Genomic DNA, 14,886 nt, shown 5'->3' with positions numbered 1-14,886 from the left:
CGGGTCTGTCTAGCCGCACGGCCGGGTGGTCTGGAGCCTCGTGGCGGGGTGCCGCGCATCGGTTCGCCGCATTTGACCGAACGCGGCGTGACGAAGAGGAGTCCGGGAACCGCAGCCTTGGCAGCCGGGTCCGCGCGAAAGATCTCCGCTGGACCCGGTCCCGCGCCGCGCCGTGCGACCGCTGGCTACGCGTGCGCCAGCACGGCAAGCAGCAGCAGCGCCACGATGTTGGTGATTTTGATCATCGGGTTCACGGCTGGTCCGGCCGTGTCCTTGTACGGATCACCCACGGTGTCCCCGGTGACGGCTGCCTTGTGGGTCTCGGATCCCTTGCCACCGAGATTGCCGTCTTCGATGTATTTCTTCGCATTGTCCCAGGCGCCCCCGCCGGCCGTCATGCTGATGGCGACAAACAGGCCGGTGACGATCACGCCAAGCAGCATCGCTCCCAGCGCGGAGAACGCAGCGGCCTTGTCGGCGATCAGATTGACCAGCACGAAAAAGACGATGGGCATCAGCACCGGCAGCAGTGAGGGAATGATCATCTCGCGAATCGCTGCTCGGGTCAGCATGTCGACGGCGCGCCCGTAGTCGGGCTTCGCGGTTCCTTCCATGATTCCGGCGATATCCCTGAACTGACGACGGACTTCCAGCACCACGCCTCCGGCGGCCCGCCCCACGGCCGTCATGGAAAGGGCGCCAAACAGGTACGGCATCAGGCCGCCCAGCAGCAGGCCCACCACCACGTACGGGTTGGCGAGGGAGAAGTCGAGGGTGATCCCGGCGAAATAGGGGTAGGTCTCCGCGTCACTGCCGAAGTACTCAAGATCGGCGGTGTAGGCCGTGAACAGCACCAGTGCGCCGAGGCCGGCCGAACCGATCGCGTAACCCTTGGTGACGGCCTTGGTGGTGTTGCCCACCGCGTCAAGCGCATCGGTCGTCTTCCGGACGTCACTGGACAGGTTGGCCATTTCGGCGATTCCGCCGGCGTTGTCGGTCACCGGTCCGTAGGCGTCCAGCGCGACCACCATTCCGGCCAGTGCGAGCATGCTGGTGACCGCGATGGCGATCCCGAACAGACCCGCGAGCAGATAGCTCACGATGATGGCGGCGCAGATGATCACCGCCGGAACTGCGGTCGCCTCCATGGAAATTGCAAGCCCCTGGATCACGTTCGTGGCGTGGCCGGTCTCCGAGGCCTTGGCGACAGCGCGGACCGGGCGGTAGTTGGTGCCGGTGTAGTACTCGGTGACCCAAATGAGGAGTGCCGTCACGACGAGACCAACCACGGCGCATCCGAACAGCGCACCGCCGGACAGGGTCTCACCGGCGGCCCCGACGGAGCTTCCGAAACCGATCAGCCACTCGATCGCGACCGCGATACCGAACAGCGACAGCACAGCAGCCGCCACGAACCCCCGGTACAGCGCGCCCATGATGGACCCGTTGGCGCCGAGCTTGACGAAGTAGGTGCCGAGGATGGAGGCGATAACACAGACGCCGCCAATCACTAGCGGCAGCGCCATCATCGCTGACATGTCCGCACCGGCGAAATAGATCGACGCCAGCACCATCGTCGCCACCACGGTCACCGCGTAGGTCTCGAACAGGTCGGCCGCCATGCCGGCACAATCGCCGACGTTGTCCCCGACGTTGTCGGCGATGACCGCGGGGTTTCTCGGATCGTCCTCCGGGATGCCTGCTTCGACCTTGCCGACCAGATCGGCACCGACGTCCGCCCCCTTCGTGAAGATCCCGCCGCCGAGCCGCGCGAAGATCGAGATCAGCGACGCGCCGAAGCCGAGCGCCACCAGCGGGTCAATCAAGCCCCTCCCGGTGGCGCCCAATTCGAGCAGGATCATGTAGTAGACGGTAACGGCCAGCAGGGCGAGACCGGCGACGAGCATGCCGGTGACGGCGCCGGAGCGAAACGCGAGCGACAGTCCGGCCGCAAGCCCCGTCCGTGCAGCCTCGGCCGTGCGAACGTTCGCTCGCGTCGAGACGATCATGCCGATGTATCCCGCGGCCCCGGACAGCGCCGCGCCGATGAGGAAGCCGATCGCCACCGAAATCTCGAGGACGAGCGCTAGGATGACGAAGATTACTGCGCCAACCACGGCCACCGTCCGGTACTGCCGGTTGAGATAGGCGGCAGCGCCTAACTGGATGGCGTTGGAAATTTCCTGCATTCGGGCTTCACCGGCACTGGCGGCCAGGACCGACCGGGCGGTGAACAAGCCATAGACCAGAGCGAGTGCGCCGCATGCGATTGCGAACCAAAGTTCCATGCTCATGAGTTGACGTTCCTAGGAGGGATTCGGTTGGGCCTGGACTCGGGATGTCCAGGCGTGTCCTGCAATGGGCGAAGATTCTGGGCTGGCAACTAGCTCAAGCCGGGACAGAAGATAAAAACTGCGGACATTGGACGCAACGGCAGGCCGGACCGCGATCAGGTTCAGTCGGCCGGGCCCTCCCAGGTGTGCACGTAACCGCCCGTGTCGGTACCCGGTCTCTCGCCGTCCGGCGTAGACGCCAACACGCCCGGGTCGTCCGTCACCTCACCGATCACGGTCAGCGCCACTCCGCCCGCGGTGGCCACTTCCGTGGCTTGCGGGACCGCGCGCCCGGGAATGCTGAACAGAAGTTCGTAATCATCTCCGCCGGCAGCCAGGTCTGGCAGCGTGGCGTTGCCTCGGTCCAGGTGGAACCGGGCGGCTTCGGACAGCGGCGCGTCGTCGAGCGAGATCCGCGCCCCTTTCCCGGCGGCACCGCACAGGTTACGGACATCCGCGATCAAGCCGTCCGAGACATCGATGGCCGCATGGGCCAGCGCGGCGAGCCCCCGGCCGATGTCGAGCCGGGGCGCAGGGAGCAGGAAACGTTCGGCGAGCGCCGGAGCGCCCGCCGCAATCGGGAGCATGCCTTCCAGCTCCCGTCGGCCGAGCCAGGCGTCGCCGATGGTTCCGGTCACCGCCAGCGCGTCGCCGGCTTGGGCGTCCGTTCGCGGCAAAGTGCCGCCGCCAGCGAGTCGCCCCAGTACCGTGATCGACACGGCAAGCGGGCCGGGTGTCCGGACCGTGTCACCCCCGGCGAGGTGGATGCCGAAATGCTCCTGGTCCTGTCTGAGGCCGCCGGCAAACTCCGCCATCCAGTCCAGGTCGGTCGAGGGCGGCAGCTGGAGCCCGAGCAAGTAACAGAGCGGTGTGGCGGCGGAGGCCGCCAGATCGGACAGGTTCACGCGTAGCGCCCGCCTGGCGATCTGTTCCGCCGACAAAAGTCCGGACGGGAAGTGGACGCCTTCGACCAAGGTGTCCGTGCTGATGGCCAGCGCCGGGTCGCAAGGCAGTACAGCCACATCGTCCAGCAGCCAGTGCGCCGGCGTGAAGTCCGCGGCCAGCGGGCGGAGGCAGCGCGTCAGGATGTCGTGCTCATCCACCGCGGTTCAGGCGAATTCGCTCACGCGCGCCGACCTCGCAACACGGTCCAGCAGGGCATTGGCGAACCTGATTTCGCCGTCCTCCGCGAAGCCGTAGGCCACCTTCAGGTATTCGGCGATGACCACCCGTGCGGGTGCCTTTCGGGAGGCATGGAGCAGTTCCCAGATTGCGCAGCGGAGCACGCAGAGCAGGGTGGTGTCGATGCGCTTCAGCGACCAGCGCTCACCGAGCAGGGGATCGATCGTTGCGTCGAGTTCCGTCAGGCATCCGGCCGCGCCGGTGACGATGCGCCGGAACTGGGGCTTGTGGGCCACGCTTGAATCGGTGACCGGACGATCAAGAAATTCGCGGATGACCCGCTCGGGCGAGGCACCGGTGACCGAGATCTGGAAGAGCGCCTGCACGGCTGCCTGCCGCGCGGACGTCCGCTTGGTCTTCTTGGATGGGGCGGTACCGCTCATGACGCGGCGAAGCGGGAGCGCAGCTCGGCTACGGCCAGGGCGGCGTTGGCCGCGTCCGCCCCCTTGTTGCCCTGCTGCGGATCTGCCCGCTCGACGGCTTGTGCCCGTGTCTCGCAGGTGAGGATCCCGTAGCCGATCGCCAATCGGTCCCGGACGGCCAGCGACATCAGGCCGCGGGCACTCTCGCTGCAGATGTAGTCGTAGTGGGTGGTCTTGCCCCGGATGACACAACCAAGGGCGATGTAACCGGCGAAGCCCTCGCCCCGCGCCGCCTGCGCGATGGCGCCCGGGATTTCGAACGCACCGGGAACCTCGACCACCTCCCATGTCCGCGCGGCAGCCGCAAGCACCGCGGTAGCGCCGCCGGTCAGCATGTCGGCGACATCCCGGTAGAACACGGCTCGAACAATCAGGAAGGTATCGCGCGTCATGCGGTCTCGTCCGGCGGACGCCGTTCCACCACCCGGAGGTCGAAGCCCTCCAGTCCCACGATCGGGCGCTGGGTGTGGGTGAGCAGGATCATCTCACGCACGCCGAGGTCGCGCAGGATCTGGGCGCCGACGCCGTGCTCGCGGAGGTCACCGGGCGGCGCGTCGTCCGCGTTGAGCCGTTGCGCGAGTCCGGAGGTCATGGCTTCCCGGATCAGGACGACGACACCGCGCCCGAGCGCGTGGACCGTGCGCATGGCCGCCCGCAGGGTTCCCGCGCGTTCGCGTCCGGCCGCGTCCGTACCGCCGCCGAGTACGTCGGCGAGGACGTCCAGTGCGTGCACGCGGACCGGAACCGGCCGACCGTCGTCGATACTGCCCTTGACCAGTGCCACGTGCTCCACGTCAAGGACCGTGTTCCGGTAAATGTACAGCTTGAAGTTGCCGGCCTCGTCGGACAGGAAGTCGGATTCCAGGACGCGCGTGACGATCGGATCGTGCCGTACCCGCCAGGCGATGAGATCCTCGATGGCGCCCAGACGAAGTTGGTGGCGCTCGACAAACGGAATCAGGTCGTTCAGCCGCGCCATGGTGCCGTCTGCCTTCATGATCTCGCAGATGACGGCGGCCGGTACCAGGCCCGCGAGACGGGCAATATCGACGGCCGCCTCGGTGTGACCGGCCCGCAGGAGCACGCCCCCGTCGCGGGCGGCGAGTGGAAACACGTGTCCCGGTGTGCGCAGGTCGTCGGCGGCGCTGCGGGGGTCGATGGCAACCTGGATGGTGCGGGCGCGGTCGGCCGCCGAAATTCCGGTCGTCACGCCTTCACGCGCCTCGATCGGCAGCGTGAACGCCGTATCCCTCGGGCCGGGATTGCGCCGGTCGAGAGGTTCGAGGCCAAGCTGCCTAGTGCGTTTGCCGGTGAGGGCGAGGCAGATCAACCCGCGCCCGTGCGTGGCCATGAAGTTGATGGCGTCCGGAGTTGCCATCTGGGCCGGGATCACGAGATCTCCTTCGTTTTCCCGGCCTTCGTCGTCTACCAGCACAAACATCCGCCCATTGCGGGCCTCGTCGATGAGCGTCTCCACCGAGGCGAAGACTTCCTTCGGCTGCACCAGAGGGGAGGTCAACGCGCGTCTCCGGATCCGCTCCGGCCAAGGGCCCGGGCCACGTAGCGCGCGAGGATGTCGGCCTCCAAGTTGACCGCGCAGCCGGCCGCCAGGGCGCCCAGGGTGGTGACGCGACCGGTGTGCGGGATCAGGGTCACGGAAAACCCGTCCCGATCCACGGTGTTGACCGTCAACGATGTACCGTCGACGGCGATCGATCCCTTGGACGCGATCATCGCGGCAATCGAGGCGGGCAGCGAGAAGCGCACGATGCTGCAGTCGTCGGCCGCGGTGACGTCGAGGACCTCGGCGACCGTGTCGACGTGACCGGTGACAACGTGTCCATCGAGCGGATCACCTGCCCGGATGGCATATTCCAGGTTGATCTCGGTTCCGGGCTGCCATGTGCCGGCCGTGGTTCGCGCCTGGGTTTCCGGGGAAAGATCGACGGAGAAGCCGGTCGGGTCCACCGCCGTCGCGGTGAGACAGATGCCCGCGCAGGCAATCGAGGAGCCGAGGCGCAGGGAATCGGGCATGCGCTTCGGTTCGATCCGGACCGAACGTTCGCCGGGTCCGGAGGTCTCCGTGACGGTGCCGGTGTCAACGACGATCCCAGTGAACATTGCTTGATAGGTATTGCTGCCGGACACGATCGCGCGAGTGTAGTCGGAAGCGATGCGGATTGTGCCGCACACGGTCAGGCGGCCCGCTCCAGAAAACGGACGTGATCAGGCCCCAGCCAACGCGCGCGGAAGGTTCGAAAATCTCGCGTTTCGCTGAGGGCGGTGCGGGTGAGTCCGCCGACCGCTGCCAACCCGTCGCTCCCGACGATGGCATCCGTACTGTACCACACCAGCGTATCGACGAGACGGTCGCGCAGAAGCGCGGTGGCGACCGTCTGGCCGCCTTCGACCAGCACTGCCGTCACGCCGCGTGCGCCCAGCGTCCCGAGCGCCTGTTCGAGGGACGGGCGCCCACCGGAATCCGCGGCTACGTCGATGACCTCCACGCCCGCGGCCTGCAGTTCTGCCGTGTCCGGTCGGCGCTGGGCCGTGGCCAGGAGCCAGACCGGGGACCTGCCGAGCGTTGACAGGAGGCGCCCTGCCGGCAACTCGGTTTCGGCGCCGATCATCACGACGCGGACGGGTGAGCGGTCGCCGAGGCCCGGGATCCGGCACGTGAGTTCGGGATCATCGCGGACGGCCGTGCCGGCTCCGATCAGAATGGCGTCGTGCCGGGCACGAAGGAGATGCCCGTGTCGGCGGGCCAGTTGCCCTGTGAGCCACTGGCTGGCCCCCGTCGAAGTCGCGATCCGGCCGTCGAGCGATGCGGCGAGCTTGAGCGTGACGTGCGGGCGGCCCGATTCCACGCGGCGCAGGTGGCCGGCGTGCAGTCGCTTGGCCTCGTCCTCGTGCAAACCGCTCGTGACCGTGACGCCGGCAGCGGTCAAGAGGGCAGCGCCGGTGCCGTTGGTCCGGGGGTCCGGGTCGTGCGTGCCGATCACCACGCGCGCAAGCGCGGCCTCCGCGAGCAACCGGGCGCAACTCGGTGTGGCGCCGTCGTGCGCGCACGGCTCGAGCGTGACGTATGCCGTGCCCCCCGCGGCTCGGTCGCCTGCCTCGGCCAGCGCCTGCACCTCGGCGTGGGGCCGGCCGCCGATGCCGGTGGCGCCGCGTCCGACGACCCACCCGTCGGCAGCCGCGATGACGCAGCCGACCGCCGGGTTGGGCCACGTCGTGCCGAGGGCTTGCCGCCCCAGTGCCAGGGCCGTGCGCAGGTGCGCCGAATCAGGAGATGCGATCACCGTCCCGGAGGCTCTCGACCGCTCTCTCGAACTCTTCGACTTCCCGGAAGTTTCGGTATACCGAGGCGTACCGCACGTAGGCGACCTCGTCCATCTGCTTCAACGTCTGCATAACCAGGCCGCCGATTTCGGTGGAGTTGAATTCCGATTGGCCGGAGGTCTCCAGCCGTCGCACGATGGCATTGGCAGCCTGCTCGATCCGGTCTGGCGCCACATCGCGCTTGCGTAGAGCGATTTCCATGGATCGGACCAGCTTGTCCCGGTTGAACGGAACCCGCTCGCCGCTCTTCTTGACGACCATCAATTCCCTGAGGTGAATGCGTTCATACGTGGTGAACCGCAGGCCGCACCCCTCGCAGGTGCGGCGACGACGGGTCACCGTCTTGTTCTCGTCCGGGCGGGAGTCGGTGACGCGGGTCTCCTCGGCACCACAGAACGGACAGCGCATCAGAGTTCTCCCGACAACTCAGTGCCAAGTTCGGGATAGAGGGGAAATCTGCGGGTCAATTCCCCGACGCGGTGCCGTACCTTCCCTTCCACTGCGGCGTTGGCTTCCTCGTTCGACCCGTTCGAGCGGAGGCCGTCGAGGACGTCCGCGATGAGATGCCCGACGGTTTCGAACTCCGGCACGGCAAAGCCACGCGTCGTGGCAGCTGGTGATCCCAGCCGGATCCCGGACGTTACCAGCGGCGGCCGTGGGTCGTTGGGCACGGCGTTCTTGTTGCAGGTGAGGCCGGCCCGCTCGAGCGCGTTCTCGGCATCGCGCCCGGTGACGTCGTGCCGGCGCAAGTCCACCAGCACCATGTGCGTGTCGGTGCCGCCGGAGACGATGTCGAACCCGCGTGCCAGTAGCACCCGCGCCAGCGCCGCGGCATTGGCGCATACCTGGTCGATGTAGGTACGGAAGTCTGGCTGCAGCGCCTCCCCGAACGCGACCGCCTTGGCGGCGATCACGTGCATCAGGGGGCCGCCCTGCAGTCCGGGAAAGAGGGCCCGGTCGATCTGTTTGCCCATGTCGGGATCATTGGTCAGCAACATGCCCCCGCGCGGTCCCCGCAGGGTCTTGTGGGTCGTGGTCGAGACAACATGCGCATGCGGCAGTGGTGACGGGTAGCGGTGCACGGCGATGAGGCCGGCGTAATGGGCGACGTCAGCCAGCAGAAACGCGTCGACTGAATCGGCGATGGCCCGGAAGCGTTCGAAATCGATCGTCCGGCTGTAGGCGGATGCGCCGGCGATGATCAGTTGCGGGCGCGCCTCGGCAGCCCGCCTCGCCACCTCGTCGTAATCGATGCGGTCGTCGCCTCCCAGGCCGTAGAAGGCCGTACGGAACCAGCGGCCGGACAGGTTGGGCGCATTGCCGTGGGTGAGGTGTCCACCGGCCGCCAGGCTCATGCCCAGCACGGTGTCGCCCGGCTTGATTAACGCCAGGAAGGCGGCCTGGTTGGCGGCTGAACCGGAATGCGGCTGCACGTTCACGTGGGCGCACCGGAACAGTTCGCGAGCCCGTCTGATGGCAAGGTCCTCGACTACATCAACGGCCGCGCACCCGCCGTAGTAGCGATGACCCGGATAGCCCTCGGCGTACTTGTTGGTCAGTACCGACCCCTGCGCCGCGAGCACCGCTGAACTCGTGAAGTTCTCGGAAGCAATCAATTCAATGGTCGAGCGCTGCCGCTCGAGCTCGAGATTCAGCCCGGCGCGGACCTCCGGATCGCCAGCCAGCATCCCGTCCGTGCCAGGTCGCGGATGGACTTGTGCGGGGAGACCGGTCAAGGCGCGAGATCAACCAAGCTTGCGCACGCGGGTCGCGTGGCGTCCGGCTTCAAACTCGGTCCCAAGAAATGCCTGCAGGCATTTCCATGCGGTTTCCGAATCGATGAACCGAGCCCCGAGGGCCAGCACGTTGGCGTCGTTGTGGGCGCGGGCAAGCTTGACGGTATCGACGTCGTGGCTCGGAGCACAGCGGATGCCCGGGTGCCGGTTCGCCGCCATGCTGATGCCGAGCCCGGTGCCGCAGATCGCCACACCGCGCCACGCGTCCCCCCGTAGCAGCGCGTCGGCCAGCCCGTTTCCGAAGTCGGGATAGTCCACGGACTTGTCGGAATCCGTGCCGAGGTCCAGGACCGGCACGCCGGTGTCGGCCAGCCGTCCGCGCAGGTGCTCCTTGAGGGCATAGCCGGCGTGGTCGGCGGCGAACGCGACCGGCCTCTTGCCGTCCTGCGTGTTCATCCGCCCGTCCCCGGAGGGTATTCCAGAACCGAGGCGGTACAGATCAGCGGATGTCCGAGGCCGTCATGCGGCCTTCCGCGGCAAGTGACCGAAAGGCGTAAAACGTGCCTTCGACGCCCTCTGTGGGTTGGATTGAGCCGTAGTCGCCGAGGTGGGCGCGGACAGCCGCATCGGGCAGATCTGCCGGAAACGGGAGCGGGTCACCTTCGATGGCGATGTTCGAGTCGGGCGCCAGGGTTTGGAGTTGGCTCACGATCGCCTCCACCGTGGTAGCGCCTCCATTGATGTCGAAGACCGGCGCGCCGTCGCCGTCACGCGCCACGGACTGGATGAATGCGGAGGCCACCTCTCCGGCGTGGAGGAAGGACACGGGTCCGCTGAAGGGCACGGTATAGGGGGCGCCAAGGGCCGCCGCCTGGATCGCGACCGTCGTCTTCGAGGTGACTCCCTGGTCACGCCCGACCCCCTGAACCACGCTGGGGCGCAGCCCGACGCTGGGCACGTTCCAGTCCTGCCAGTAGACCGCCGCGATCTGCTCGCCGCACGTCTTGTAGGCACCGTACAGGGTCTTCAGGAATGGGCTGTCCGGGAAGAATCCGTGGGCGGCGATGGAACTGGCGTGGCCGACGCGACGGATCCCCTCGTGCCGGGCGGCTTCGAACACGTTGACCGTGCCGACCACGTTGACCCTGGCGCCGCCGATTGGATCTGCCATGCAGAAGGGCACCTGCAGGGCGGCGAGGTGGATAATCGCCTGACAGCCCTTTGCCGCCTGACGGACGGTCTCGGGATCAGTGATGTCGCCGACCACCCAGTTAATCCGGGCGAGCTCGTCGTCCGACATCAACAGTGCTGGCCGGCGCGGCTTGGGATCAAGATCGAGCGCCGTGACGTCCACGCCGGCGCGCACCAGAAGCGCCATCGTCCAGGCTCCGATGCAGCCGCCGGACCCGGTAACCAAGACGTTCCCAGACCACGCATCGCCGTTTACGGGAAAACGCTCCAACATTGGTCGGCCCTCCCGGACGACAGTACGTTCGCCCGCATTATGGCCCCCGTGGAGGCGTCCGCAACGCGGCGGGCGATACCTCCGGTTTCAAGTGGCTGCAGCGTGCGCGATCACTGGCTTCCGGTCGGCGTCCCGCCGCTCGGGCGCGGCGCAGATCGGCTTCACGATCGGCACCGAAGGGTCGGAGGGTTCGCGGAGCACACGCAGAACGGGGGCATGCGCGATGGCTCGCCGCCGCCGCCGCGGCGTCTGGCGCGCCGCCGGAAAGAATCCGTGCGAACGGCCTCGGTCAGCCAGGCCGGACCGTGACCACCGCCTTGCCCTTGATGGTGCGATCACGCAGGGCTTGCAGAGCATCGGGAACGCCGTCCAGTCCGACGTTGAGTTCCACGTGGGGACGGATGACACCCTCCGCCTGCCACGCGAGCAGGCGCGCCATGTTCGCCCGATGCGCGGCCGGGTCGCGCTCCACCCATGCACCCCAGAACACGCCGACGATCGAACAGCCCTTCAGCAGCGCAAGATTCGCTGGCGCGGAGGGAATCGTTCCGGAGGTGAACCCGATGACGAGAAGCCGCCCGTTCCAGTTGATGCAGCGGAGCGACTGGTCGAAGACGGCACCGCCGACCGGGTCGTAGATGACGTCGGCACCCTGGCCGCCGGTCAGTTCCTTCACATGATCCTTGAAGGGGCCGTCAGTGTAATTGATACCGTGGTCGGCGCCGTGCTCGCGCGCGAAGGCGAGTTTCGCGTCTGATCCTGCCGTGGCGATGACAGTGGCCCCGAGCGCTTTGCCGATCTCGACCGCGGCCAGGCCAACCCCTCCCGCAGCGCCGTGCACCAGGAGCGTCTCGCCGGCCTGAAGATCGGCGCGCTGAATGAGCGCATGGGCGGAAGTTCCGTAGGTCAGGAGCAGCGTCGCCGCAATCGTGTAGTCCAGCTGGTCCGGCAACTTCACCGCCTTGATGGCCGGCGCACAGACTTCCTCCGCAAAGGCCCCGTGCCTGGCAGGGGCCATGACCCGGTCCCCCGGGGCCAGGTCCGTCACATCCCGGCCGACCTCAATCACCTCGCCTGCACATTCGGAGCCGGGCGCGAAGGGGAATTCCGGACGAAATTGGTACTTGCCTTCGACGATCAAGATGTCCGGGAAATTGACGCCAGCTGCATGGACCTTGATGCGGACCTCGTCAGCCGCAGGGACCGGCGGGTCGATGTCACCGACCGACAGCGACTCGATCGGACCGAAGGCGTGGCAGAGGACTGCTTTCATGGAACCTCGCGATGGCAGGCGGTGTTGGGAACGATGGGAGGCGAACCGCCGTCATCCGTGCCCGTCTGACAGTGCAGCGCCGGCGGATGTCACGGTTTCGACGTGAGCCTTTGAAACTAGCTGGCAGGTGGTTCGAAGTGGAAGATCGCCATCCCAATCCGAGTAGGGGTTTGCAGCCGGACCGGCACCATCAGGCCGTCGACGTGGGCACGAAACCAGATCTCACCTTCGACGGGAGGCTTGCGCATGTGCCGATCACTGTACCCGGCGACCCGGTGGCTTCGAAATGCGCATCGCTTGGCGTCACCGCTCAGACGCCCTGAAGCCGGAGAACCGGCCGCCGGTCCGTCGCCCCGGTCCGTCAGGACCAGATTGCTTCGCGTCTTGCCGTCGAATACGCGGATGGTCTGTTCGCAGCGGCCGGTGCGGGCCAGTACCAATCCAGCCGACAACAGGGCGCTTGCCGGATCGAGTACCTGGCGTCGCTCCTCGGGCGGCACCGGATGTGGATACGGCTCCGCACCCTCCGGAAGGACCGTCTCGGCGAAACCGGCCCGGAAGCGAACATGACGCTCGACATGTCCGTCCCGATGGTAGCGCCGGGACTGGTACACGGCCGGTCGGAGACCGGCGGCGTGTTCGGCCGTCAGCGTGCCCTGCACCTCCAGCTCGAAAGCCCACTGAAACAGGAGTCGGATCAATCCCTGCGATTCAGCGTTGAAGCGTACCGAGTAGCTGTCAGCGTTGATATCGAATGCCATGACGGCTTCGCCGGCACGGAACCCGCTCACAAAGGCGGAGCCGATCAGGCTGAACGGCTGGATGTGGAGCGGGGATGTGGGTACGGCGTGCGAATTCGGCGCCGTCGCGAACAACAGAATCGCAACTGCTGACAAGGCGATTCGGAGCACAGGACGCTACCTGGAACGCGGTTGCAGGGGGCCGGCCGGGACCGCCGCCCCCGACAGCAAAGACGATATCCTGCAGCGAAGCAACGTCTGGATGCCGGGACCGGGTCGAGGAGCGGAGTTTACGGTAGGGCCGGCAGCGTGCAACGGCGTGGCACGATGGCGCGTGCCTCGCCTCGACAATTGGTTCCGGCCACCACGGTTTGACGTCAGCCGCCGTTCAGCGCAAACTTCATCCTGCGTCGTTCCGAAGGGGTGCCCGGACCGAGTTCCGGGGCTGAGATCCGTCTGGCGGGGACCCTTCGAACCTGAACCGGGTGATGCCGGCGGAGGGATCGGGACGCGCCCGGATCTCCCCGGTCCTCTCGGCCCCGCATCCCGAAGCACGTCCTTCGGAACGTGGCCTCCGGGCCCAGGAGACTCCACATGGACGCTGACACGCCCATTCCCATTCAGGTGACAACCGGCCCGTTGCCCGCGTCGCGCAAGGTGTACACAGGGGATTCGGCCCGCGGTCTGCGGGTGCCACACCGTGACATCTCGCTGCATCCATCGGCCGGCGAACCGCCATTGCGCGTGTATGACACGTCAGGGCCATACACCGACCCGGCCGTCAACATCGACATTGAAGCCGGTTTGCCTCGGTGGCGAGAAGCTTGGGTTGAGGCCCGCGGCGACACGCGTGTCGAGGCCGGCCGACCCCTTCAGGACGTGGACAACGGCAATCCGTCGGCGGCAAATCGGGTTCCGTCGTTTCCGGTACCGCGGCGTCCGCGAAGGGCGACCGGCGCTGCGGTGACCCAGCTCGCCTACGCACGGCGAGGCATCGTGACGCCGGAGATGGAGTTCATTGCCGAGCGCGAGAATCAAGGGCGCTCGGCGGACAACGGGGCCGGGGAGCGGGGCGGAGAATCCTTCGGTGCTCACGTTCCCGACCGGGTAACGCCGGAATTCGTGCGCGCGGAAGTGGCGTGCGGCCGGGCGATCATTCCGGCCAACATCAATCATCCCGAGCTCGAGCCCATGGTGATCGGGCGAAACTTCCTGGTGAAGGTGAACGCCAACATCGGGAATTCCGCCGTGACCTCTTCCGTTGCCAACGAAGTGGACAAGATGGTCTGGGCGACGCGCTGGGGCGCCGACACCATCATGGACCTCTCGACCGGCCGCAACATTCACAACATCCGCGATTGGATCCTGCGCAATTCGCCGGTACCTGTAGGGACGGTGCCGATCTATCAGGCCCTCGAGAAGGTCGGTGGAGTCCCCGAGGAACTGACCTGGGAGCTGTACCGCGACACGCTGGTAGAGCAGTGCGAACAGGGGGTCGACTATTTCACGGTCCACGCGGGGGTGCGGCTCGCCCACATTCCGCTGACTGCTGAGCGGGTTACCGGCATCGTCAGCCGCGGTGGGTCCATCATGGCCAAATGGTGTCTTGCACATCATCGTGAGAGCTTCCTGTACGAAAAATTCCCCGAGATCTGCGAACTTTTGGCTGCGTATGACGTCAGCTTCTCCCTTGGTGACGGGCTCCGTCCGGGCTCGATCGCGGACGCCAACGACCGGGCGCAATTCGCCGAGCTGGAGACCCTCGGTGAGCTCACGAAGATCGCCTGGGATCACGACGTGCAGGTGATGATCGAGGGACCGGGCCACGTGCCGATGGACAAGATCAAGGTGAACGTGGACCGGCAGCTGGAGACATGCGGCGAGGCTCCGTTCTACACGTTGGGACCGCTGGCGACCGACATTGCGCCCGGCTACGACCACATCACCAGCGCCATTGGTGCGGCAATGATCGGCTGGTTCGGTACGGCGATGTTGTGCTACGTGACGCCTAAGGAGCATCTCGGGCTCCCGGATCGCAACGACGTCAAGGAGGGCGTCATTGCGTACCGTCTGGCCGCGCATTCCGCCGATCTTGCGAAGGGGCATCCGGGTGCGCGGGCGCGCGACGACGCACTGTCGCGAGCCCGGTTCGACTTCCGGTGGGAGGACCAGTTCAACCTGTCTCTCGACCCGGAAACCGCGCAGCAGTACCACGACCAGACCTTGCCGAAGGAAGCCCACAAGGTGGCGCACTTTTGCTCGATGTGCGGGCCGAAGTTCTGTTCGATGAAAATCACGCGGGAGGTTCGTGAATATGCCGAGCGGGGCATGCAGGAGAAGGCCCAGGAGTTCCGCAAGGGCGGGAGCGAGATCTACCAGAAATCGGGCTAGGT

Annotated in this window: 14 protein-coding genes and 1 riboswitch; of the genes, 1 reads left to right on the top strand and 13 read right to left on the bottom strand. The window is 66.8% G+C overall.

Translation table 11 applies throughout. The features are described from left to right. Positions 1-185: 185 nt before the first annotated feature. From OXH60_09635 to OXH60_09575, 13 genes are all read right to left on the bottom strand, one after another. Positions 186-2,294: a sodium-translocating pyrophosphatase gene (locus tag OXH60_09635; protein ID MDE0712379.1), complete on the bottom strand. Its 2,109-nt coding sequence runs from the start codon at positions 2,292-2,294 to the stop codon at positions 186-188. Between the two features lie 161 nt (positions 2,295-2,455). Further along, entirely contained in the window at positions 2,456-3,436 is a 981-nt protein-coding gene (thiL, locus tag OXH60_09630) for a thiamine-phosphate kinase (GenBank protein MDE0712378.1), read from the bottom strand. A 6-nt stretch (positions 3,437-3,442) separates the two neighbouring features. Then, positions 3,443-3,898 carry a transcription antitermination factor NusB gene (nusB, locus tag OXH60_09625; protein ID MDE0712377.1) on the bottom strand — a complete coding sequence of 152 codons (456 nt, stop codon included), beginning with the start codon at positions 3,896-3,898 and terminating at the stop codon, positions 3,443-3,445. After that, positions 3,895-4,329 carry a 6,7-dimethyl-8-ribityllumazine synthase gene (gene ribH, locus OXH60_09620; protein MDE0712376.1) on the bottom strand — a complete coding sequence of 145 codons (435 nt, stop codon included), beginning with the start codon at positions 4,327-4,329 and terminating at the stop codon, positions 3,895-3,897. Before ribH ends, nusB begins: the two co-directional genes overlap by 4 nt. After that, a complete protein-coding gene (gene ribB, locus OXH60_09615; protein ID MDE0712375.1) occupies positions 4,326-5,456 on the bottom strand; it encodes a 3,4-dihydroxy-2-butanone-4-phosphate synthase in 1,131 nt (376 codons plus the stop codon). Before ribB ends, ribH begins: the two co-directional genes overlap by 4 nt. Continuing rightward, entirely contained in the window at positions 5,453-6,130 is a 678-nt protein-coding gene (locus OXH60_09610; GenBank protein ID MDE0712374.1) for a riboflavin synthase, read from the bottom strand. The genes ribB and OXH60_09610 overlap by 4 nt, the downstream gene beginning before the upstream one ends. Before the next feature lie 2 nt (positions 6,131-6,132). Continuing rightward, the gene (ribD, locus tag OXH60_09605; protein MDE0712373.1) at positions 6,133-7,239 is read right to left on the bottom strand and encodes a bifunctional diaminohydroxyphosphoribosylaminopyrimidine deaminase/5-amino-6-(5-phosphoribosylamino)uracil reductase RibD; all 1,107 of its coding nucleotides are present in this window, start codon (positions 7,237-7,239) and stop codon (positions 6,133-6,135) included. Further along, positions 7,223-7,687: a transcriptional regulator NrdR gene (gene nrdR / locus OXH60_09600; protein MDE0712372.1), complete on the bottom strand. Its 465-nt coding sequence runs from the start codon at positions 7,685-7,687 to the stop codon at positions 7,223-7,225. The genes ribD and nrdR overlap by 17 nt, the downstream gene beginning before the upstream one ends. Then, a complete protein-coding gene (locus tag OXH60_09595) occupies positions 7,687-8,967 on the bottom strand; it encodes a serine hydroxymethyltransferase (protein ID MDE0712371.1) in 1,281 nt (426 codons plus the stop codon). The genes nrdR and OXH60_09595 overlap by 1 nt, the downstream gene beginning before the upstream one ends. A 57-nt stretch (positions 8,968-9,024) precedes the next feature. After that, positions 9,025-9,471 (bottom strand): RpiB/LacA/LacB family sugar-phosphate isomerase, encoded by a 447-nt coding sequence (locus OXH60_09590; protein ID MDE0712370.1) that lies wholly within the window; start codon positions 9,469-9,471, stop codon positions 9,025-9,027. Positions 9,472-9,514: 43 nt separating this feature from the next. Beyond that, complete coding sequence (locus tag OXH60_09585) at positions 9,515-10,480, bottom strand: NAD(P)-dependent oxidoreductase (GenBank protein ID MDE0712369.1); 966 nt, start codon at positions 10,478-10,480, stop codon at positions 9,515-9,517. Between the two features lie 289 nt (positions 10,481-10,769). Continuing rightward, positions 10,770-11,753: an NADPH:quinone oxidoreductase family protein gene (locus OXH60_09580; protein ID MDE0712368.1), complete on the bottom strand. Its 984-nt coding sequence runs from the start codon at positions 11,751-11,753 to the stop codon at positions 10,770-10,772. 116 nt (positions 11,754-11,869) lie between these two features. Beyond that, complete coding sequence (locus tag OXH60_09575) at positions 11,870-12,649, bottom strand: DUF3108 domain-containing protein (protein MDE0712367.1); 780 nt, start codon at positions 12,647-12,649, stop codon at positions 11,870-11,872. Between the two features lie 253 nt (positions 12,650-12,902). Continuing rightward, positions 12,903-13,013: riboswitch (TPP riboswitch) on the top strand. 74 nt (positions 13,014-13,087) lie between these two features. Between OXH60_09575 and thiC the strand changes: the two genes are divergently transcribed. After that, complete coding sequence (thiC, locus tag OXH60_09570) at positions 13,088-14,884, top strand: phosphomethylpyrimidine synthase ThiC (GenBank protein ID MDE0712366.1); 1,797 nt, start codon at positions 13,088-13,090, stop codon at positions 14,882-14,884. The last annotated feature ends 2 nt before the right edge of the window (positions 14,885-14,886 follow it).

The sequence above is a fragment of the Rhodospirillales bacterium genome (assembly GCA_028824295.1).
Classification (GTDB): Bacteria; Pseudomonadota; Alphaproteobacteria; order TMED109; family TMED109; genus VXPW01.
This window is presented reverse-complemented; position numbering and strand designations above follow the sequence as displayed.

Excerpts from the sequence above, each read along its gene's own strand:
- thiC (MDE0712366.1), top strand. The coding sequence starts at position 13,088 with ATGGACGCTGACACGCCCATTCCCATTCAGGTGACAACCGGCCCGTTG.
- OXH60_09585 (MDE0712369.1), bottom strand. The coding sequence starts at position 10,480 with ATGTTGGAGCGTTTTCCCGTAAACGGCGATGCGTGGTCTGGGAACGTC.
- nusB (MDE0712377.1), bottom strand. The coding sequence starts at position 3,898 with ATGAGCGGTACCGCCCCATCCAAGAAGACCAAGCGGACGTCCGCGCGG.
- OXH60_09590 (MDE0712370.1), bottom strand. The coding sequence starts at position 9,471 with ATGAACACGCAGGACGGCAAGAGGCCGGTCGCGTTCGCCGCCGACCAC.
- ribH (MDE0712376.1), bottom strand. The coding sequence starts at position 4,329 with ATGACGCGCGATACCTTCCTGATTGTTCGAGCCGTGTTCTACCGGGAT.
- OXH60_09635 (MDE0712379.1), bottom strand. The coding sequence starts at position 2,294 with ATGAGCATGGAACTTTGGTTCGCAATCGCATGCGGCGCACTCGCTCTG.
- OXH60_09580 (MDE0712368.1), bottom strand. The coding sequence starts at position 11,753 with ATGAAAGCAGTCCTCTGCCACGCCTTCGGTCCGATCGAGTCGCTGTCG.
- OXH60_09595 (MDE0712371.1), bottom strand. The coding sequence starts at position 8,967 with ATGCTGGCTGGCGATCCGGAGGTCCGCGCCGGGCTGAATCTCGAGCTC.
- nrdR (MDE0712372.1), bottom strand. The coding sequence starts at position 7,687 with ATGCGCTGTCCGTTCTGTGGTGCCGAGGAGACCCGCGTCACCGACTCC.